Raw genomic sequence first — 20,550 nt, forward strand, 5'->3', positions numbered from 1 at the left:
GCTTCACAGGCCCCTGAGCCGTCCGGTCCTCGCGGATCTCGAAGTCCAATGCATCCCCTGAACTGGGGTGTTGCAACGACTCCTAGAACCCAAGGTGGGAGGCCGGGCCCTTCGGCTTCAGGTGCGGGCCGGTTGTCAGGCCCGGTCGCCGAAGACGTCCCAGTAGGCGGACTGGTGGCCGTTCGACCGGGCACCCACCTGGACCTCCACGGGGTACTTCGGGGTCTCCTTCATGGTGATCCGGAAGGTGTACTCGAGCGTGTCACCCCACCGGTTGCTCTCCATCCCGGTCGGGAGGACCGCGGTCAGACCGTCGCAGTCCTGCTGCACCTCGACCGGCTTCCAGTCAGCGCCGACCCTCGCCTCCAGCGTGAAGTCGCCCACCGCCAGCCACGAGGCGCTCGACACACCCACCACGGGGCGCAGGTTCGCGGTGCCCCCCGCGGCGTTGGCCTCGAAGCCGAACTCGACGGGGGTCGTCCCGACCGTGAGGCCCGTCTTCGACACGCCGGTCACCTCTGGGCTGAGGTGGTCGACGACCGAGGCGTTCAGCACGGCCTTCGCGATGCCCTGGTAGTCCGTGGAGTTCGGCACGGGGGCGTCCGCCTCGATCCCGAGCCGGCCCGGGCGGTTGGCCGTGGACAGCCGCATCCGGTACTCGATGGTCCGGCTCTCGCCGGCGGCGAGCGTGAAGGCCCCGTCGCTGCGGTTCATCACGTAGTCCATCCCGGCGCCCTGGCTGAGGTGGTCCAGCTGCTTCCAGCCCGAGGCGTCCTTTCGCTCCAGGGTGCCGTCGGCGAGGCCCGACACCCGCGCGCAGGGGGCGCCCTCGTACTGCTGGGTCACCACCACCGGGGCCACGCTGCGGGTGCCGGTGGCGTCGTTGTTCTTCCAGGTGACGGAGAAGGTCACCAGGTCGTTCAGCTCGATCTGCGCGCCCTCGCTCAGGCCGCTGAAGGTGATCCCGATGCCGCTTCCGCCGGACTGGGCGGCGGGCTTCGGCGCGCCGGGCTTGGCGGCGGCGGGCTTGGCCTGAGCCTTCGTGGCCGGCTTGGCCGGGGCCTTCGCGGCGGGCTTGGCGGGCTCGGCGGCGGGGGCCTCCGCCGCCGGGGCCTCGGCCGTGGGCGTGGCGGCCGGCGCGGCGGTGGTGGGCGCGGCCGGGGCGGGGGTGGTCGGGACGGCACCCGCGCCGGGGGTGGCCGAGGAGCTGGCCGAGGGGGTGGCGGCGGAGGCGGCGACGGACGACCCGCCGTTGGTCGGGCCGCAGGCGGCGACACCGACGGCGGCGACGACGGCCAGCGGGACGATCTTCGCAATACGGGCGATAACGGACGCGTTCATGTGACAGTCCCCCCAAAGGACATGGTGATGGTGGTTTTGATCGGATGAGCGGGCGCCTACTGTCGCGCCCCGAGGAGCCGGCCCGAGCCCCCCGGCTTCGCCGGCTCGCTCTCCCCGCCTCTCACCCTGATAGACGTCCATCCCGCCGGGGGGTTGCACCCGGGTTCGAAGAAATTTCCCGCGACCCGCCCCGGAACGCCGAAAGGCGCCGTGACCAGGGGAGAACCCCGGCAACGGCGCCTCGACGGCCCGCTTGGGACTACTGCTTCACGACCGTCACCGGGACGGTCAGCTCGTTCAGGACGTTCAGCGAGGTGCCGGTGTACGGCAGCGTCACCTGGACGGCCACCGGCATCGTCCCGGGCCCGTCCACCGGGTCGAGGGTCATCCGGTACGTCACCTTCTTGCTCTCACCCGGAGCGAGCGAGAACGCGGCGCTCTCGCCCGTCTTCGCGTAGTCCATGCCGCCGCCCATCGACAGCGGGAGCGCCGTCCAGCCACCGCCGTCCTGGCGCTCCAGCTTGCCCTGGTTCATCATGACCATCTCGCTGGGCGGCGTCCCGGCGTACTCCTTCGTGTAGACCAGCGGCTGGACCTTCGCGAAGCTCTTCTGGCCGGTGTTCCGGTAGGTCACCGAGAAGGTCACCGGAGTGCCGCCGTTGGACACCTTCTGCCCCGCGCCGATGCCGCCGTCGACGGTGATGGCGATGTCCTTGCCGCTCTGCGCGACCCCGGTCGGCGGCTTGTGGCCGCTCACGTCCAGGCTGTTGACGATCGACGTCAGGCCCGCCTGGTAGTCGCTCCTGAGCCCGTTCGCCACCACGAAGACCTGGTCCGAACCCATGCCCCACAGCTGGGCGGTGAAGCTGTCCCCGGGCTTGCAGGTGACGTTCCACTGGGTCTTGTCGATCGACTTGCCGCCCACCGTGGACTTGGTCCGCACCGGGGCGCCCATCGAGGAGTAGCCGCTGTCGGGGAAGTAGGGCCGGCCCCAGACCGGGCAGTTCGGCTGGTGGCCCCAGCCGTCGGGGGCGGCGAGGTCGTTCATCGTCGGCCAGGCACCGATGTCGGTCTCGTCCGGGGTGCTGTAGACCACGACCATGACGCCGTAGGGCTCGCAGTCCGCCTGCGTCCAGCCCTGCTGCGGCTCGGTCGGCGCTCCGGGGCTCAGCACGCAGACCCGGTCGGCCGAGCGCGGCACGACCTTCCAGCCTCCCGGGACCTTGAACTTGACGCCTCGAAGGGTGTACGAACTCGCCGCACCGGTCGCGGCGTTGGGGGCGGGGGTCGTGGACGAGGCACCGTCGGCGAGCGGGACGCCGGTCTCGGCATCGCCGGCGGGGGTGCCCGGGTCGGTGGGGTCGGGCGCGGGGCTGGGGGCGCCGGTCGGCTCGGGCGTCGGACTCGGCACGGAGGTCAGCGTGGCGGCCGGCGGCGGGACCTGGTCCTGGGCGACCGGCTCGCCGTGGAAGGTGAGCACGCCGATCGCCATGGCGGCGGCCAGGCCGAGCGGCAGGGTGACGGCGTACACCGGGCGCAGTCGGCGGATCCGGCTCTTCGGGGGAGCGGCCGGGCGCAGGCCGGTCGCCGTGACCATGGAGGCGCGGGCCGTCAACGCCTCGCGGAGCAGCCGTTCCGTGGGTGTCTCGGCCGGCCCGTCGCCGTCGCCGCCGGCGCGGCGGGGGAGCTTGTCGGTCATCGAACCTTCTCCAGGTGCTTTTCCAAGGCGTCCAGAGCGCGGCTGGCGGTGGACTTCACGGCACCCCGGGACAGCCCCAGGGTCTCGGCAATCTGCGCTTCCGACATGTCGGACCAGTAGCGCAGCACCAGCACCTCGCGCTGGCGGGGAGTCAACTCCTGCAGGGCCACCAGCACCCGGCGGTGCTCGTCGTTGAGCACCGCGTGGTCCTCGGCGGACGGGGCGTCGGCCACGTGCGGCGGCACGTACTCGCGGGCGGTCTTGCGGCGGCGCAGCATCGAACGGGCGCCGTTGACCACCGACGTGCGCAGGTAGCCGAGCGCGTTGTCGAGGTCGTCCAGTTCCTCGCCGTAGCGCTGGTAGAGCTGGGTGAAGGCCTCCTGGACGACGTCCTCGGCCAGGTCCTGGTGGTCGACCAGCAGGACCGCCATCCGGACCAGACCGAGCCGGTGGGCGTGGTAGAGGTCGGTCAGGGTGGGCCGGTCCTCGGCGGGCTTGCGGCCGCCGCGCAACAGGCGGAAGCCGGAACGGCGCTGCTTCGCGTCCTGTTCGGTGACGACGCCGGCGAGCGGCTCGCCGACCTCCTGCGCCCCGAACAGCGCGGCGACCACTCCTCGGACGGAGAAGCCGCGTCCCCCCGACTGCACGGCGGTCGGCCCGATGGCCATGGACATCTGCGTTTCCGCTTTCCCCCGGGACGGTGACGGCGGCCGCCGTTCCGTCAGGTCACCTGATCAAGATCGTGATCGGGGGGATCATCCCAGCCCGCCCTCGGCCGGGTTCCCTCCACCCCCCGTAGTCAAGGACGTGTGACGGGAGCGGAGGTTGCAGGTGGGTTCGAAGAAAGTTCCGAGGGGGTCCGGACGGCTACACTCACCGGCATTCCGCCACCCGTGAGCAGGGGGTTCGCATGGCCGAGCAGAACATCGACGGCCCGGTCGGTGCCGGAACCGGTACGGCCGTGGGTGCGGCCGCGGCCGCCGCCACCGCGTCGCGGCCGGTGTCCGTCACCATCGGCCGGCGCCCGGAGCCCGTGCACGACGTCGCGGTGTACGCCTTCCCGGGCATGGCGACCTTCGAACTCGGCGTGGTGGTCGAGGTGTTCGGGCTCGCGCGGCCCGAGCTGGCGGGCCTGCTGGCGGCGCCCTGGTACGGGCTGAAGGTGTGCGCCGAGCAGCCCGGGACGCCGCTGGACGCGGTGGGCGGCTTCACGCTGACCGCCCCGTACGGGCTGGACGAGCTGGCGGCCGCCGACACCGTGATCGTCCCCGGGGTGCCCAACGTGTTCGGCGGCGTCGGGGCACCTCCCGGCCGCGGTGCCGGGGGCGTCTCCCCCGCCCTGGTCGAGGCGCTGCGCACCGCGCACGGTCGCGGCGCCCGGATCGTGTCGATCTGCGGGGGCGCCTTCGCGCTGGCCGCCGCCGGGCTGCTGGACGGCCGGGAGGCGACCACCCACTGGCGGTACGCCGAGCTGCTCCAACAGCGCCACCCGGCGGTGCGGGTCAACCCGGACGTGCTGTACGTGGACAACGGCGACGTGCTGACCAGCGCGGGCAGCGCGGCCGGCATCGACCTCTGCCTGCACCTGGTCCGCCGGGACCACGGCGCCAAGGTGGCGAACACGGTGGCCAGGCGCTTCGTGGTGGCGCCGCACCGGGACGGCGGTCAGGCCCAGTTCGTCGAGGCGGCGGTCCGCCCGGTCGAGGACGAGGAGGACGGCATAGCCCGCAGCATGCAGTGGGCGCTGGACCACCTGTCGTCCCCGCTGACCATCTCCCGACTGGCCCGCGCCGCCCGGATGTCGGACCGCTCGTACCTGCGGCACTTCACCGCCCGCACCGGGACCAGCCCGATGCGCTGGGTCGTCACCCAGCGCATCGCGGCCAGTCTGGCGCTACTGGAGTCGCCGGAGGGGACGGTGGAGGAGATCGCCGCGGCGGTCGGCTTCGAGAGCGCCGCGACGTTCCGCCACCACTTCGGTCGGGTGATGCGCACCTCCCCGACCTCCTACCGGCGCTCCTTCGGGCGCGGGGCGGCCTGAGCGCGCGGGGTGGCCTGCGTGCGGTGCGGCCCGAGCGCGCGGGGTGGCCTGAGCATGCGGGGTGGCCTGAGCGCGCCCGCTGTCACGCCTCGCGCTTCGCCTCGGGGTCGGCCTCGCGCAGGTCCGCGTTGGCGAGGATGGCGTCGTGCAGCCACTGGGCCAGGCCCGGCGCGAGCTTCTCGTAGGTGTCGGTCCAGCGCGAGTCGGAGACGTACAGCTCGGCCAGGCCGCGGTGGATGGTGAACGTGCAGTCGTAGAAGTTCCGGCAGATGTGCTGGCGGTGCTCCTCGGCGAGGTCCGTGGCCACCGGGCCGTCGGCGGGTTCGCCGGCGGTGACCGCCTCGGCCAGGCGGTCGTTGATCCCGGTCATCTCGGCCTGGATGCGCTGCCAGTCGGCCTTGGAGTAGCCGCCGGTGCGGCGCTGCGACTCGGCCCAGGCCTCGGTGTCGCCCCAGCGCTGCTCGGCCTCCTGCTCCCACTCCTCCTGGTAGCCCTCGCCGAAGATCTCGAACTTCTCCTCCGGGGTCAGCTGAATGCCCATTCTCCGTGCCTCCATGGCGTGTTCGACGGCTGAGGCGAGTTCCTGGAGGTGACTGATCCGGTCGGTGAGCAGCCGGTGCTGCCGCCGGAGGTGTTCGGTCGGGCTGACCGAGTCGTCGTCCAGGATCGCCGCGATCTCCTCCAGGGGGAACCCGAGTTCTCGGTAGAAGAGGATCTGCTGCAGCCGGTCGAGGTCGGCGTCCCCGTAGCGGCGGTAGCCGGAGCGGGTACGGCCGGCCGGGGACAGCAGGCCGATCTCGTCGTAGTGGTGCAGGGTGCGGACCGTCACCTTGGCGATCTTCGCCACGGCGCCGACCGAGTAGCCCTCACTGGTCATCGGAGTTCCTCCCTGGTGCTGACCACCACCCTCGGCTCTCACGTCGCGTGAGGGTCAAGCCGTGGCGGCGGCGCGGGCGCGCCCCTCTCGGACCCCGGCGCCGACCGGCACCCGCTCGCGCCGCCGACCACCCCTGCGGCCGCCGCCGTCTCCCGGTGCGCCGGGCCGCTGCCGGCGGGACCGCTGGGTGGGCCAGAGCAGCACGTACGAGGCGGAGACCACCACGAAGGCGAGCCGGACGAAGCCGCGGGCCGCGTCGGACGGCAGGAACAGCGTGCCGCCGTACAGCGAGGCCAGCGCTATCCAGCTCCACCACGGGACGAGCCGCTTCTGCCCGACCGCGTCCCAGAGCAGGGTGCCGAGCAGGATCGAGGCCGTGTAGTACGTGTAGACGCTGGGGTCGAGCAGGATGCGGGCGTCCGCGCCCAGCAGCACCACGGCGGGCCAGCGGCCGCGCCAGACGGCGACGCAGCCGAGCCCGATGCCGAGCGCGAACTGGGTCGGACGGTCCCACCAGGGGGTGGCCGGGTCGGTGACCCCGAACCAGCGCAGCGCGGAGGCGGGCTGGTTCGGGATGGTGAACTTGGCGGCCGCCATGGTGTCCAGGTTGCCCAGGTAGAACGGCAGCCAGGCGATCGCCACCAGGGCGCAGAACCAGAGCGCGGTGCGCAGCCAGGCGGGCCTGGGCAGCGCCAGGATCAGCGGGGCGAAGGCGATCGCCCAGGGCTTGGAATCGACCGCCAGCGCCAGGAACACCGCGACCTGGACGGGCTTGCCGCGGGCCAGGGCGTGCGCGGCGAGGGTGGTGAAGAACAGCGCCAGGACGTCGTCCAGGTGCGCGAAGCGGACCGAGACCTCGACCCACATCGGGATGAACGCCAGCCCGGCGATCAGCAGCCGCTGCTGGAGACGCCGGTGGTTGGTCCCGGTGCCGAGGTAGTACAGGGCGGCGGTGCGGCCGACCAGGACCAGCATCACCAGGCCCAGCCCGGCACTCACCGCCTCGGCGATCAGCTCGCCGGTGTGCGGCGCGAACGGGGCGGTGAGCCTGGCCGCGGCCAGACTGACCGGGCCGATCTGGAGCTCCGGGTGGCGGGCGTAGAGCGACAGGCCGCCGTCGGGCTGGTCACTGAAGAGCAGCTGCTCGCCCTGGCGCAGGTAGTGCCACGAGAAGCCGCCGCTGGGCTCGACCAGGAGGAACCAGAGCACCGTCCAGGCGGCCAGCAGGACGTGGTGCCTGCGGAGCGGCAGTCCGGCGATCCGCCCGGTGGTCGCCTCGTAGTCGGTGGTGGTCCGTGCCGTGCGTACTACCCGCACCTGTCCTCTCCCCGCCGTTCCGCCCCCCTCCGGCCGGACATCCTATGTGACGGAGGAGAACCGCCCGTGCCGCCCGCGGATCCGTCCGACGGGACGGTGCGGGCGGCACGGGCGGCACGGGACCGGGCCTGCGCGCTCTCGGCGGCGCGCCCGGGTCAGCGCTTCGGGGCGGCGCCTCGGTCAGCGCCTCGGGTCAGCGCTTCGGGGCAGCGCCCCGGTCAGCGCTTCGGGTCAGCCCTGCTGCGCGGACTTGCGGCGGCGCAGCACCACGAGGGTGCCGATGCCGGCGACCAGGACGGCACCACCGGTGGCCGCGATGACCGTGGTGTTGTCGCCGCCGCCGGTCTGGGCCAGGGCCTTGTCGGCGCCGTCGGCGGCGGCCTTGGCCTTGTCGACCACGGCCGGGGTCAGCGGCGGCGGGGTGATGACCGGGGGCTCCACCGGGAAGTCGATCGGGCCCGCGGTGTCGCCGGTGCTCTCGGCCGGGGCCGGGGCGGTGGCCGAACCGGAGGGCGTACCGGTGGCCGGGGTGGTCGGCTGCTCGGTGGGCTTCTCGGTCGGGGTCTCGGTCGGCTTGCCGGTGGGCGTCTCGGTGGGCTTCTCGGTCGGCTTCTCGGTCGGCGTGGTGGTCGCGGTGGCCGACGGGGAGCTGCTCGCGGTCGGGCTGGGCTTGCCCGTCTGGGTCGGCGTCGGGCTGGGCTTGCCGGTGTGCGACGAGGTGGGCGTCGGGGTCGGCTTGCCGCCCGGCGCCTTGATGACGAAGCCCACGCCGCCGTCGCAGCTGAGGTGGCCGTTGTCGACCGGCTGGTGGCTGGAGTCGTCGAGCTGGGCGGCGAAGACGACCGGGACGACGCCGGCCCGGCCGAGCGGGGAGCCGTCGGCGAAGGACGCCCGGACCTTGATCGGGACGTTCTTGCCGCGGTTCACCCCGAGCAGGTCGTCGCCGACCGGGTTGCCGTCGGCGTCGAGGGTGCCGAGCATCATCAGGACGGAGTCGTTCTTCTTCTCCCCGCTCTTGTCGGGGGCGACCACGGCGGTCTGCCACTCGCCCCCGGGGAGCCGGTACTGGACCTTGAGGTCCTTCGCCTGGAGCGACCCCGCCTTGCTCTTGAACTTGAGCAGCGGGATGAAGACGAAGTCGTGCTTCGTCCGGTTGTCGACCTTGAAGGTGAACTCGCGGGCGTCACCGCCGGCGATGAAGGTGCCGGGCACGTTGTTCAGCGAGAGGTCGAGGCTCGCGTGCGACGCCTTGTCGGCCTGGGAGGCGACGGCGGACGGGGTGCCGGGGGTGCCGACGGCCATGGCGCCCTGGGCGCCCGCCAGCACGAGCGAGGACGCGAGCGCGGCGGCTCCGGCAAGGGCAAGACTGCGACGTATGGACAAGGAGACCTCACGGAAGTGTCCGGGCGAGGCCCGGGCGCGAGGGGGCGGCCGCAGACGCCGCAGTACCCCCCGCGAAGCTGAAAGTCCGACGGAGAGTACCGAACGATCCGACCGGTCCGGAAGGCGGGTGGCACGCTGCGCCCAGGACCGGGGAAATCGATGCCCGAATCGCCCAACTCTGGCCAGCTGTAAGTCTTTTGCACCTCACCTGAAGTAGACCCGCGGTGACGGGTACACGCCCGTGGGACGGTACCGCAGGGCCTCCTCCGGCGGGGGGCGAACGCACGTGGACGTCTGGCCGGGTCCGGCCGCGCCCGGCCCGTCAAAGGTCGGCCCGTCGAAGGTCGGCCCGCGGTGTACGCCCGGGGCTCGGGCCGGGCCGAGCCCCGACTCAGCCCGCGAAGAAGGACTTGGCCGCGATCACCGCCCGCTCGTCGTCCAGCACCTCGCCCGGGCGGTTGCCGCTGCCGATCAGCGCTCCGCCCCAGCGCATCGCCATGTACTCGGCGGTCAGCCGGAGGGTGGCGACCAGCGGTTCGGCCTTGTCCTCCTCGGCGGCGGCGAGTGCGGTGACGCCCCAGAGCGTGCGGCCGCGCATCCGGGCGCGGAAGTCCACCCCGGGCAGCCGCAGCCAGGCCGACCAGTGGTCGAGGTAGAGCTTGGCGCTGGTCGGCAGCGAGTACCAGTACAGCGGCGCGACGAAGACCAGGTCGGTGGCCGCGAGCGTGGCGTCCAGCAGGGCCCGCTCGTGGCCGACCGGCTCGGGGTAGCGGCCGTCGCCGGCGTGCCGCAGGTCCCGGAAGGGCGGCAGCGGGTGGTCCTCCAGCCGCAGCCAGTGCTGCTCGGCGCCGGGCGGCAGGCTCGACCCGGCGGCCAGCCGGGCCAGCCGGACGGAGTTACCGTCGGTGCGCGCGCTGGCGTCGAGGAACAGGAAACGACGCGGCGCCGCGGCGCCGGACGGCTGATCGACCATCATGACTCCCCCGTCGTTGCGGTAACAGACGGAGGAGAGAGCGGCCATCGAAGGTCCGTTTATTCCGCGCCCGCGCCAACCCCCTTGCAGAGCACTGGGGTTGGCGCGGGAGACCGGACGGCGGTCAGGCGGGCAGTCCGGCCCGGCGGCGGGCGACGGCGGCGACGGCCGCCCAGTCCTTCTCCCCGTCGCCGTGGGCGAGCGCGTCCAGGAAGGCGTCCCGCAGGATGCTGCCGAACGGGAGCGGGACGTTGCGCGCGGCGCCCGCCTCCAGCGCGAGGCCGACGTCCTTGAGCCCGAGCGGCAGCCGGAACCCGGCCGGCTCGTAGCGGCGTTCGGCCACCATCGCGCCGTAGCCGCCGTAGATCGGCCCGGGGAAGAGCGTGGCGGTGAGCATCTCGACCAGCTCGGTCGGCCGGACGCCGTTCGCGTCGGCCAGGCTGCACGCCTCGGCCATCGACTCGATCGCGCAGGCGATCAGGAAGTTGGTGCTGATCTTGGCCGTGTTGGCCTGCCGGGGGCTGTCCCCGAAGTACCAGATGCGCTCGCCCATCGCGGCGAACAGCGGCTCGGCCCGCTCCAGCAGGTCGGGTGCGCCCGCGGCCAGGATGTTCAGCCGCCCGGCCGCCGCCACCGGCGGACGGCCGAGCACCGGGGCGGCGACGTAGCCGATGCCGTGCTCGCCGTGCAGCGCCTCGGCCCGTTCGGCGAGGGCGAGCGAGACGGTGGCCATGTTGACGTGCAGGGTCGCCTCGGCGCCGGCCAGCAGCGCGGGGTCGAGCAGCAGCTGCTCGACCGCCGCGTCGTTGGCGAGCATGGAGACCACCGTGTCGGCGGCGAACACCTCGGCGAGCGAGTCGGCCGCCTGCGCGCCCTCGGCCACCATCGCGGCCACCGGCTCGGGCGAGCGGTTCCAGACCCGTACCGTGTGGCCGGCCCGCAGCAGGCTGCCGGCCATGCCGCGCCCCATCCCGCCCAGCCCGACGAAGCCAATCGTCCGCCCGCTCATCCGCGCACTCCCCTGGTCGCCACTGCTCGTATGCGACCGACTGTACGTCAGGGGGCCTTGCGGGCCGGACGACACCGGCTGCCGAACGCCTCGGCGCACCCGTGGCCGGGGTGCGGCTCAGGCGCAGGCACGGGCCCGGGTGGCGGCGGCCCGGGCGGCCCGGGCCGGCACCCGCGTGCGGTCGGCGGCGGCGCCGCGCTCCAGCTCGGCGACCACCCGGCCGCGCAGCAGCTCGTACTGGGCCTGGAGGCGGCCGGGGCGGGCCGGGCGGGCGACCGGACGGCCGGGGCCGACCAGCTCGTCCGGCCCGAACTGCTCGCGGGTGAGGTCGATCTCGAAGCCGGTGGCGAAACGGTTCCACCAGTGGAGATCCGTCCGCACCCCGTCGACGTACACCTCGCCCATCATGAGCTCGCCGCCGAGCAGGTCGTGCACCACCATCGCCGTCACCCCGCACTGGCCGCGGGCGGGATTGTCGGGACGCCAGTGGGCCAGATCCTCGGGCGCACAGGTGTCGACACCCCAGGAGGAGCGGATCGCACGTTCGATGTCGTTGAGGGTCCACGCCGTCATACCGGGAAGCCTGCCACGCGCCACTGACAGTGGCACCGGCTTTTCGAAGGGTCATCCCGTGTTCTGCGGCGACCCTCCCTGTGTTCACCCGAACGAGACCCCGGGCCGGCCGGGCGGCCCCTGCCCCCGCGCGGGGCGGGCCACCGGCCGGGCTCGCGTCACTTCGCCAGCTCGGCGACGCCCGCCTGCGCGAACTGCTCGTCCAGGTCCCCGCTGGGCGCGCCCGCGACACCGACGGCCGCGATCGGAGCGCCCTTCGACTGGATCGGGGCACCGCCGGCCAGGAACAGGGTGCCCGGGATGTCCTTCAGGTTCGGGGCCTGGGCCAGGCGCTTGGCCAGCTCCGAGGTCGGGGCGTTCCAGGACACCGCGGTGAAGGCCTTGCGCTCGGCCGAGACCGGGGCCTGCGGGCCGGCGCCGTCGCCCTTCAGCAGCACCCGGGTGACACCGTCACGGTCGACGACCGCGACCGACACGTGCTGGCCGGCCTTGGTGGCCGCGTCCAGTGCGGCCTGGGCGGCGCGGGTGGCGGCGTCGATGGTCAGACCGCTGCTCGGGGCCAGGTTCTTGTTCTGGGTGTCGGCCTTCGCCGCGGCCGGGACGGCCGGGGTGTCGGTGGACTCGGCGCTGGCCGAGACGGCGCCGATGGTGGCGGCGGCGACCGCGGCGGCGACGACGGTGCCGGTCAGCACCCGGGTGCGCACGGAGGTCTTCTTCATGGTCCAGCTCCTCAGCGGATCTGCGGGGTCGGGTGGGGGTTCGGGGGCCGCCGGACCGTCGGGGGGATCGTCCGGCGGCGTGCTTCGATCCTCCGGCCGGGGCAGGGGCCGCCACATCAACGGTCCGGCGCGGGCGTCCCGGCATGATGGTGGACGGCGGCGTCAACCGATCGGCTGATGCGGACCCGGGCCGGACGGGTCACCATCGAGGGATCGACGCAGGTCAGTGCGGTTCCGGACGGGCCGGTACGGGCCGGCGCCGAGCGGTACGGGCCGGCGCCGACCGGCACGGGCCGGCGCCGACCGGCACGCCGCCCCTCGGTCGGTGCGGACCCACCGGCCGCGCACGCACCACCCGTTCAGCCAGGAGCCACCCGTGCAGCAGCCCCGCCCGACCGTCGGCCGCCGCGCTGCGGACCGTACCGGTGCCGGATTTCGCGGCGTCCTCGGGCCCGACGCCGGCGATCCGGACGCGGGCCGGCTCGCGCTGCTGCTGGACTCCGCCTTCCTGCTGCTGCTCGCCGCCTCGCTCAACCGCTACCTCAGCCACCACTCCGGCAACGCCCAGGCGCCCTGGGTGATCGGGCTGAGCGCGGCCCTCGCGGTCGCCCGACCGGCCGGGTCCTGGCTCGACCACCACCGGCCGACCTCCCCGGGCCGGCGCCGCCGGTGGCCGCTGGCCCTGGTGGTGGCGCTCTGGGTGGTGCTGGTGCTGCTCGCGCCGAGCTTCGCCTGGTGCGCCGTCCCGCTGATCTACACCGCGCTGCGGGCGCTGCCCGCGAAGGCGGCCATCCCGCTGGTCGGCGCGCTGACCCTGCTGGTGGTGATCGCCGAGATCCGGCTGCCCGGCGGCGTCGACGCCACCCTCGTCCTGCTGCCGCCCGCGGTGGCCGCGCTCGCCACCGGCGTCTTCCTCTTCATGGCCCGGCAGGCCGCCCGGCAGCGCGCGCTGATCGCCGACCTGGTCCGCACCCGGCGCGAACTCGCCGCCACCGAGCGGCGGGAGGGCACCCTGGCCGAGCGCGCGCGACTGGCGATGGAGATCCACGACACCCTGGCGCAGGGCCTGTCCAGCCAGCAGATGCTGCTCCAAGCCGCCGAGCGCACCTGGGACACCCACCCGGCGACCGCCCGCACCCACGTCCGCACCGCCGCCGAGGTGGCCGCCCGGAACCTGGCCGAGGCCCGCCGCTTCGTCCACGACCTCGCCCCGGTGGAGCTGTCCGACGGCCGCACCCTCGACCGGGCGCTGCGGGCGCTGGCCGAACGGGAGTCCACCGAGAGCGGGCTGCCGGTCCGCTTCCACCTGGACGGCACGCCGGTGCCGCTGCCCACCGCCGCACAGTCCGCGCTGCTGCGGATCGCCCAGGGCGCGCTGGCCAACGTCCGCGAGCACGCCGGGGCGTCGGCCGCCGCGATCACGCTGTCCTTCCTCGGCGACCAGGCCGTGCTGGACGTCGCCGACGACGGGCGGGGCTTCGACCCGGACGCGGTCGGCACCGGGGGTGGGGGCGAAAGCGGGGGTGGGGGCGAGAGCGGGGGCGGGGGCGAGAGCGGGAGCCGGCGCGGGTACGGCCTGCCGGCCATGCGTGCCCGGCTGCGGCAGTTGGGTGGCAGGCTGACCGTGGAGAGCGCGCCCGGTGAGGGCACCGTCGTCTCCGCCGCGGTGCCCCTGGAGCAGCGGTGAGCCCGGAGCGACGATCAACCCGGAGCGACGATCAGCCCGGAGCGGCGATCAGCAATAGCACCGACCGGTCAGAAACAGCGATGACCCTGGAGCAGCCATGAGCGCGAGCCCCGCCCGCACGACTCCCGCCCGGACGGCTCCCGTCCGACTGCTGGTCTGCGACGACCACGCCGTGGTGCGGGCCGGCCTGTTGGCACTGCTGGCGAGCGCCGGCGACATCGAGGTGGTCGGCGAGGCGAGCACCGGCGAGGAGGCCGTCGCGCTGGCCGCCCGGCTGGCGCCCCAGGTCGTGCTGATGGACCTCCAACTCGGCGACGGCATCGACGGGGTGGAGGCCACCCGGCGGATCACCGCCGCCCCGGGCGGGCCGCACGTCCTGGTGCTCACCACCTACGACACCGACGCCGACATCACCCGGGCCATCGCCGCCGGTGCCACCGGCTACCTGCTGAAGGCCGAGCGCCCGGAGGAACTCTTCGCCGCCGTGCACGCGGCCGCACAGGGCCGGACGGTGCTCTCCCCGCCGGTCGCCTCGCGGGTGATGGCACAGATGCGGGCTCCCTCGCCGCAGCTGACCGAGCGCGAGCAGGACATCCTCGAACAGCTGGCTCAGGGGCTGGGAAACCGGGAGATCGCCCGGGCGCTGTTCATCAGCGAGGCCACCGTGAAGACTCACCTCGGCCGGATCTACGACAAGTTGGGCGTGGACACCCGGGCGGGCGCGGTGGCGGTGGCGAAGGAGCGCCGGCTGCTCCGCTGAGCCCGCCCGCTCCGCCCCTCCCCCGGCTGCGCTGGGCGCCCGTCCGGTGTCACTGCGTGCTGCCATGATGCTCGGAATGTCGGATTCCGTCCGGTGCGCGCCCCCGCCCACCCCCGCCCGGCGCGGGCGGGGGTGGGCGGGCGGACTACCCCGGCACGGCCACAAATCCCTGGTACGAGGCCTATCCGGCCACTGCCGAGCCCTTCGTCACAATGTGGATGTTTCATGGATTTCACTATTGACAAACCAACCACGCGGTTTGTTAGCGTGAGATCACGACGTCCCCGGGTGGGGGCTCGCCGGGGCCTGTGCGGACCACTCTCGCCGGAGGGTGTGGCCAGGGGGGATCGGTGGGTTTGCCGGGGTGTCGGGGGGAGCGGCAGCGCCGAAGCCGCGCGGTGAGGCGGCGTGGAGCGGGTCCGGGGGGACTCGCTCCACGCCTCCCCCGGTCGGCACCCACGGCCCTGCGGCTGGGCTCCGGCCCGCCACCCGGAGAGCGGCCCCGAGCAGCCGGAACAGTCGGGGCGGAACCGTCAGAACAACCGGGGCGGCCGGAACAACCAGGGCGACTAGCCCAGTGCGCTCCAGTGCGGACAGCGGACGTACGGCAGCGGTGGCGCACAGCGGTCGACACCACCGGACAGCACCGGGCCGCGCTCCGAGCGGGCCACACCGGGCGAACTCGCGGTCAGCCCGGCCTCGCCCGACTCCCCGAAGCGCAGCGCCAGCCGGTATCCGTCCGGGGTGGTCGCGGCGACACCCGGGCGGTCCCGGTCGGCGTTCAGCGAGGTGATCGTCCAGCCGCGCCGGCGCCAGTGCCGCTCCACCACGTCCGCCAGCACCGCCCGCCGGGGCAGCGAGACGACGGTGAGGAGGTCCCGGCCGCGGGTGACGTACCAGAGCAGTTCCGACTCACGCCCCGGCAGCGGCAGCCGCGCTCCGGCCCGCGCGGGCGCCCCCTGCCAGACCGGTGCCGGACGGACGGCGTCCAGGGTGTCCTGGAGCAGCGTCTCGCAGCGTTCGGCGGCGTCGAGTTGATCGGCCGTCACCCCGGGGTTCGACCCCGGTCGGCGAACCGGCGCGATCCGCGCCCCTCCGGGGCCGCCACCCGGGCGTCCGAGGTTCAGTTCGGCACCACCTGACTGCACAGGGCCCTCCGTACTCCTCCCGGTGTTCAACCCGGGCAGGCATTCCGTCACTGCTTGGACGGCGGACGGGTACGGGCAGTTCCCCTCCCGGTCCCGTCCCTCACCGTTCCCACACGTTCATAGTGCACTGCACGGTGCAGTTGAATCACTGCTCTGCACTGTGTAGTTTACTTATCGCCGGCCGGGCGGCCCGAACCGCCGACCGGCCTCCCAGGCAAGCCTTCTGACCCGCCATCGAGAGGACCCGCCATGCCCGTCATCACCGTCGACACCGCCCGCATCCCCTACCGCGTCGTCGGCGACGGCCCCGACACCCTCGTCCTGGTGCACGGCACCGGCCCCGGCTCCGCCATGTGGGACGGCCTGCTGGACGCCTTCACCGACCGCTACACCGTGCTGCTGCCCGACCTCTCCGGCAGCGAGGCCGCCGAGGACGACGGCGCTCCGCTCGCCCTGGAGACCCTGGCCGCCCAGGTCGCCGCCGTGATCGAGGACGCCGGCCGCGGTCCCGCCGACGTCCTCGGCTTCTCGCTCGGCGCCGTCGTCGCCACCGCGACCGCCGCCCTGCACCCCGGGCGGGTCCGCCGCCTGGTCGCCGCGGCCGGCTGGATCAGCGCGGAGCAGGACGAGTACCTGCGGCTCTCCATGGCCACCTGGCTCTCGCTCGCCGACCACCCCACCGCGTTCGGCGGCTACGCCACCCTCACCGCCTTCAGCCGCGGCTTCCTCGACCGGATCGGGCGCGCCGCCGTCCAGGCCAACACCGCCTACCTGCGGCCGACTCCGGGCACCCTGCGGCACATCGCCCTCAACCTGGCCCTCGACCTCGGCCCGCTGCTCCCGCGCGTCCAGGCCCCCACCCTGGTGATCGGCTGCACCCGGGACGCCACCGTCCCGGTGGAGAACGCCCGCCGGCTGCACGCCGCCCTGCCCGGCAGCGCCTACGCCGAGTTCGACACCGGCCACATCGTGCTCGCCGAGGAGACCGGGGCGTTCACCGGCGCCGTCCGGGAGTTCCTCGCCGCCGCCTGAACGATCCGGCCGCCCGAGCAATCCGACCCGCCCGCCCGCACCGGGCGACCGACGCGAGGAGCACACCGACACCCGAGAGGCAAGCCCCGTCCCAGAACGGCTGATTACCACGCATGGTGATTCATATCGAATTGACTGAACGTCAACTTGAAAGGTGAGACTGCCTTGTCGGAAACATTCGCAAGGAGAAGACCATGCGCATACTCTTCACCGGCCCCGCCGCGGCCGGTCACCTCTACCCGATGGTGCCCACCGCCCAGGCGCTGCGCGCCGCAGGGCACGAGGTGCTGTTCGCCGGCGCACAGCCGCTCGACATGATCCGGCCCTCGGGCTTCCCGGTCGTGGAGATCGGCGACGGCCGGACCCTGCGGGAGATCGTCGAGGAGCGCCTCGGCGGCCGGGTCCAGTACGTCAACCAGGACAAGACCCAGGAAGAGATCTTCGACATGGCGGCCGCGATGTTCGCGTACGCCTCCCGCCCCGACGTCGACGGCCTGCTGGCGGCCGCCACCGACTGGGGCGCCGACCTGATCGTCCACGATGCCTTCCACTCCGCCGCCCCGCTGGTCGCCACCCGGCTCAGGATCCCGTCGGTCGTGCACAACTTCGGTGCCAGTCCCGGCCGTTCCATGGCCGAACTGGTGGCCTCGCACGTGCCCGACCTGTACCAGGAGTGGGGCCTGGCCGGGCCGTCGATCGCCGCGACGCTCAACGTCGGCCCGCTCGGCGGCGACCCGGACGGCCTCGCGATGCGCTACGTCCCGTACAACGGCGGCGGCGTCGTCCCCGCCGAGTTCCTCCGCAAGCCCGACCGTCCGCGGGCGGTCGTCACCCTGGGCACCGTGCTCTCCGAGCTCGACGGCGTCCGCGCGGTGGTCCGCATGGTCCAGGCGGCGGCCGAGGTCGACGCCGACTTCCTGCTCGCGGTCGGCGGCGCCGACCTCGCTCCGCTCGGCACCCTGCCCGACAACGTCCGCGGCCTGCCCTGGGTCCCGCTCAACGAACTGCTCAGCCAGGCCGACGCGCTGATCCACCACGGCGGCTCGGGCACCATGCTGACCGCCGTCCAGGCCGGCCTGCCCCAGCTGCTGCTCCCGCAGGGCGCGGACCACTTCCTCAACGCCGAGGCCCTCACCGCCACCGGCGCCGCGCTGAGCTCCGCCTCCGACGCCGTCGACACCCCGCTGCTCGAACGCGTCCTCACCGACCCCGCGCTCCGCGACGCCGCCCAGCGTCTGCAGTCCGTCAACACCGCCCTGCCCGCCCCGGCCGCCCTGGTCGCCACGCTGGAGGAGCTCGCCGCCCGCCACTGATCCCCGCTCGGGCGCTCCTGCGCCCGAGCCCGCGGCAGCCGCGGGTCCACCGACCCGCGGCTGCCGCCGTACCGTCCCTCTGGCAGCGCGGCCGGTCGACGCTCAGACGGGTGACCTCCGTGCCGCCGGGTCGTCCGGCACGGCTTCCGACCGCGTCCGGTCGGCCCGGGGCAGCAGGAACGGGGTGGCCAGGATGAGCAGTCCCGCGACCGTGAGGGCGGTGCGCGGGCCGGTGGCGTCGGCGAGCAGCCCGCCGAGCGCGGTGCAGACGGCGACGGACGCCTGCTGCCCGATCGACCAGGCGGACAGGGTGCGGGCGAGGAGGTGCTCGGGCGTGCGTTCGAGCCGGTAGGTGGCGAGCACCGGGTTGAACAGGCTCATGTTGACGATGATCGCCAGCTCGACGGCCATCACGGTGACGAGGCCGACCACGCCGGGCCGGACGAAGACCAGGCCGATCAGCCAGACGGCGCGCAGGGTGCCGACGGTCCGGAGCACCCGGTCCCGGCCGTACCGCTCCACCACCCGCCGGGCCAGCCGGGAGCCGATCAGCCCGCCGAGGCAGGGCGCCGCGAAGGCGAGGCCGTACTGCCACGGGGCGAAGTGGAGTTGGCGCAGCAGGAGCACCGCGAGCACCGGCTCGGTGGCCATGATCAGACCGGCGACGAGCAGGTTGTTGAGGTAGAGCGCCCGCAGCCCGGGGTCACCCGTGATGTGCCGCCAGCCGTCGAGCACCGTTCCGGCTCGGACCGAACTCCCGCCGGCCCGCCGCGGCGCCTCCTCCCGGCCACGGATCGCGGTGATCCACAGCGCGGAGAGCAGGTAGCTGAGCGCGTCGGCCACCACCGTGGTGACCGGCCCGAACCGGCCGACCGCCGCCCCGCCCAGCGGCGGCCCGACCGCGATGGAGCTCCAGTTCGTGGACTCCAGGCGGGCGTTGGCCACCAGCAGGTCGTCCGGCCGGACGATGGCCTTGAGGTACGCGCCACTGGCCGCGCCGAACGCGATCCTGGCCGCGGCGACCACCACCGACACCACGAGCAGCTGGACGAAGCCGAGCAGGCCGAAGGCGTAGGCGACCGGGATCGTCGCCATGGCCGCGAACCGGACCAGGTCCATCGCGATCATGACCGGGCGCTTGCGCCGGAACTCCACCCACGGCGCGAGCGGCACCGCGACCAGCGCGCCCACCGCGGGCCCCACCGCCGACAACGCGGACACCTCGGCCGGCCCGGCGTGCAGCACCAGGACCGCGATCAGCGGCAGCGCCCCGAACCCCAGCCCGGACCCGTACGCGCTCACCGCGTACGCCGCCCACAGCCGGCCGAACGGCCGGCCCAACCGTCTCCCGCCCCTCATCCGCGGTGCGCTCCCCTCGACTCGACGTCCGACCGCACAAACCGCGGTTGACCGGGGAGAGCCAATCCGACGCCAGGACAAGGGGTCAAACAACCGCCTCACCCCTCCTGCACAACCAGTGGTTGTTCCCTAGGGTGGGTCGGCGTGGACCTCGAAGCAGTGCGCACCTTCGCCGCCATCGCCGAAGCCGGCCAGTTCCAGAAGGCCGCCGTCGACCTGGCCGTCACCCAGCAGGCCGTCTCCAAGCGCGTCGCCGCACTGGAGCGCGACCTCGGCGTCCGACTGTTCACCCGCACCCCGCGCGGCGCCGAACTCACCATCGACGGACAGGCCTTCCTGCCCCACGCGCGCGAGCTGCTGCGCGCCGCCGAGCGCGCGGTCGCGTCCGTGCGCGCCGGCCGCCGCCCGCTGCGCGTCGACGTGATCAACTCGCGCGGCGCGGCCTCGGGCCTGATGCGCGACTTCCACCGCGCCCACCCCGGGATCGAGCTCGACGTGCTGATGCTGCTCGACATCGAGACCGCCGTCGCCGCCATCCGCTCCGGCACCATCGACGCCTCCTTCCGCGCCGTCGCCATGCCCGGCCGGCCGCTCCCCGAGGACATCGAGTCCGTCCGGGTCCTCGACGAACCCCTCCAGCTCCTCACCGGCCCCGCCCACGCCCTGGCGGACGCCAGGGCGGTGACCGTCGCCGACCTGGTCGGCCACCGGATCTGGATGCCCGGCATCGTCCCCGGCAGCGAGTGGGGCGCCTACTACGACGACCTCGTCGCCGAGTTCGGCCTCACCATCGAGTCCACCGGCCCCAACTTCGGCTCCGACGCCCTCCTCGACACCGTCGCCGACACCCCGGCCCTGGCCACCTTCATGAGCGAGCGGACCCGCCTCGTCTGGCCCGCCGGCCACGGCCTGCGCCGCATCCCGGTGACCGACCCGACCCCCGTCTACCCCCACTCACTCCTCTGGCACCGCGACAACCCCCACCCCGCCCTCCCCACTCTCCGCGCCCACCTCGCCACCGCCCCCGCCACCCCGGACACCTGGACCCCCACCTGGGTCCACCCCCACTGACCCCGCCCGGGCCGCCCCAGCCCCGACAACGCGAAAGCCGCAGGTCATGTGACCTGCGGCTTTCGGTAGTGGAGCGGGCGACGAGAATCGAACTCGCGCTCTAAGCTTGGGAATCTCTGGGCCTCCGGGCCGAAAATGGCCCATGACCTGCGAGAATACAGCCGCGGTCGACCCCTTCGGACACCCGGCGCAGACCACTGCTGCCCGTCGACCACCGCCCGTTCTGGCACGCATCTGGCACGCGCCGG

At 73.8% G+C, this 20,550-nt stretch carries 18 protein-coding genes; 6 read left to right on the forward strand and 12 right to left on the reverse strand.

What is annotated here, in order from left to right:
* Nucleotides 1-135: 135 nt before the first annotated feature.
* From ACWDBE_RS20065 to ACWDBE_RS20075, 3 genes are all read right to left on the reverse strand, one after another.
* Nucleotides 136-1,341, reverse strand: coding sequence for a hypothetical protein (locus tag ACWDBE_RS20065; protein WP_449808679.1), 1,206 nt, complete (start codon nucleotides 1,339-1,341; stop codon nucleotides 136-138).
* 259 nt (nucleotides 1,342-1,600) lie between these two features.
* Nucleotides 1,601-3,040 carry a hypothetical protein gene (locus ACWDBE_RS20070; protein ID WP_449808680.1) on the reverse strand — a complete coding sequence of 480 codons (1,440 nt, stop codon included), beginning with the start codon at nucleotides 3,038-3,040 and terminating at the stop codon, nucleotides 1,601-1,603.
* Complete coding sequence (locus ACWDBE_RS20075; RefSeq protein WP_449808681.1) at nucleotides 3,037-3,714, reverse strand: RNA polymerase sigma factor; 678 nt, start codon at nucleotides 3,712-3,714, stop codon at nucleotides 3,037-3,039. The genes ACWDBE_RS20070 and ACWDBE_RS20075 overlap by 4 nt, the downstream gene beginning before the upstream one ends.
* Nucleotides 3,715-4,073: 359 nt before the next feature.
* Here ACWDBE_RS20075 and ACWDBE_RS20080 point away from each other — a divergent pair, with 359 nt between their 5' ends.
* Nucleotides 4,074-5,081, forward strand: coding sequence for a helix-turn-helix domain-containing protein (locus ACWDBE_RS20080; protein WP_449788094.1), 1,008 nt, complete (start codon nucleotides 4,074-4,076; stop codon nucleotides 5,079-5,081).
* 82 nt (nucleotides 5,082-5,163) lie between these two features.
* On the opposite strand, the gene ACWDBE_RS20085 is transcribed toward ACWDBE_RS20080, so the two are convergent.
* The 7 genes from ACWDBE_RS20085 to ACWDBE_RS20115 form a co-directional block, all read right to left on the reverse strand.
* The gene (locus tag ACWDBE_RS20085; RefSeq protein WP_449808682.1) at nucleotides 5,164-5,958 is read right to left on the reverse strand and encodes a MerR family transcriptional regulator; all 795 of its coding nucleotides are present in this window, start codon (nucleotides 5,956-5,958) and stop codon (nucleotides 5,164-5,166) included.
* Between the two features lie 54 nt (nucleotides 5,959-6,012).
* Complete coding sequence (locus ACWDBE_RS20090) at nucleotides 6,013-7,275, reverse strand: hypothetical protein (RefSeq protein ID WP_449808683.1); 1,263 nt, start codon at nucleotides 7,273-7,275, stop codon at nucleotides 6,013-6,015.
* Between the two features lie 231 nt (nucleotides 7,276-7,506).
* Nucleotides 7,507-8,658 (reverse strand): LPXTG cell wall anchor domain-containing protein, encoded by a 1,152-nt coding sequence (locus ACWDBE_RS20095; protein ID WP_449808684.1) that lies wholly within the window; start codon nucleotides 8,656-8,658, stop codon nucleotides 7,507-7,509.
* Between the two features lie 391 nt (nucleotides 8,659-9,049).
* Nucleotides 9,050-9,631 (reverse strand): flavodoxin family protein, encoded by a 582-nt coding sequence (locus ACWDBE_RS20100; protein ID WP_449808736.1) that lies wholly within the window; start codon nucleotides 9,629-9,631, stop codon nucleotides 9,050-9,052.
* A 124-nt stretch (nucleotides 9,632-9,755) separates the two neighbouring features.
* Nucleotides 9,756-10,739: an NAD(P)-dependent oxidoreductase gene (locus tag ACWDBE_RS20105; protein ID WP_449787779.1), complete on the reverse strand. Its 984-nt coding sequence runs from the start codon at nucleotides 10,737-10,739 to the stop codon at nucleotides 9,756-9,758.
* A gap of 18 nt (nucleotides 10,740-10,757) precedes the next feature.
* Complete coding sequence (locus ACWDBE_RS20110) at nucleotides 10,758-11,213, reverse strand: YunG family protein (protein ID WP_449787780.1); 456 nt, start codon at nucleotides 11,211-11,213, stop codon at nucleotides 10,758-10,760.
* A gap of 158 nt (nucleotides 11,214-11,371) precedes the next feature.
* On the reverse strand, nucleotides 11,372-11,932 hold the full coding sequence (locus tag ACWDBE_RS20115) for a GlcG/HbpS family heme-binding protein (RefSeq protein WP_449787781.1): 561 nt from the start codon (nucleotides 11,930-11,932) through the stop codon (nucleotides 11,372-11,374).
* Between the two features lie 376 nt (nucleotides 11,933-12,308).
* Between ACWDBE_RS20115 and ACWDBE_RS20120 the strand changes: the two genes are divergently transcribed.
* Nucleotides 12,309-13,619 carry a sensor histidine kinase gene (locus ACWDBE_RS20120; protein WP_449808685.1) on the forward strand — a complete coding sequence of 437 codons (1,311 nt, stop codon included), beginning with the start codon at nucleotides 12,309-12,311 and terminating at the stop codon, nucleotides 13,617-13,619.
* A gap of 97 nt (nucleotides 13,620-13,716) precedes the next feature.
* The gene (locus ACWDBE_RS20125; protein WP_449808686.1) at nucleotides 13,717-14,379 is read left to right on the forward strand and encodes a response regulator; all 663 of its coding nucleotides are present in this window, start codon (nucleotides 13,717-13,719) and stop codon (nucleotides 14,377-14,379) included.
* Between the two features lie 569 nt (nucleotides 14,380-14,948).
* On the opposite strand, the gene ACWDBE_RS20130 is transcribed toward ACWDBE_RS20125, so the two are convergent.
* A complete protein-coding gene (locus ACWDBE_RS20130; protein ID WP_449787784.1) occupies nucleotides 14,949-15,428 on the reverse strand; it encodes a hypothetical protein in 480 nt (159 codons plus the stop codon).
* Between the two features lie 348 nt (nucleotides 15,429-15,776).
* Between ACWDBE_RS20130 and ACWDBE_RS20135 the strand changes: the two genes are divergently transcribed.
* Nucleotides 15,777-16,559 carry an alpha/beta fold hydrolase gene (locus tag ACWDBE_RS20135; RefSeq protein ID WP_449808687.1) on the forward strand — a complete coding sequence of 261 codons (783 nt, stop codon included), beginning with the start codon at nucleotides 15,777-15,779 and terminating at the stop codon, nucleotides 16,557-16,559.
* A gap of 194 nt (nucleotides 16,560-16,753) precedes the next feature.
* A complete protein-coding gene (locus ACWDBE_RS20140) occupies nucleotides 16,754-17,872 on the forward strand; it encodes a nucleotide disphospho-sugar-binding domain-containing protein (protein ID WP_449787786.1) in 1,119 nt (372 codons plus the stop codon).
* A 102-nt stretch (nucleotides 17,873-17,974) separates the two neighbouring features.
* Here the strand turns inward: ACWDBE_RS20140 and ACWDBE_RS20145 are convergent, their stop codons facing one another.
* Nucleotides 17,975-19,231: an MFS transporter gene (locus ACWDBE_RS20145; protein ID WP_449787787.1), complete on the reverse strand. Its 1,257-nt coding sequence runs from the start codon at nucleotides 19,229-19,231 to the stop codon at nucleotides 17,975-17,977.
* A gap of 144 nt (nucleotides 19,232-19,375) precedes the next feature.
* On the opposite strand from ACWDBE_RS20145, the gene ACWDBE_RS20150 reads away from it, so the two are divergent.
* Entirely contained in the window at nucleotides 19,376-20,302 is a 927-nt protein-coding gene (locus ACWDBE_RS20150; protein WP_449787788.1) for a LysR family transcriptional regulator, read from the forward strand.
* Nucleotides 20,303-20,550: the final 248 nt, after the last annotated feature.

This window comes from Kitasatospora sp. NPDC001132 (assembly GCF_053598415.1).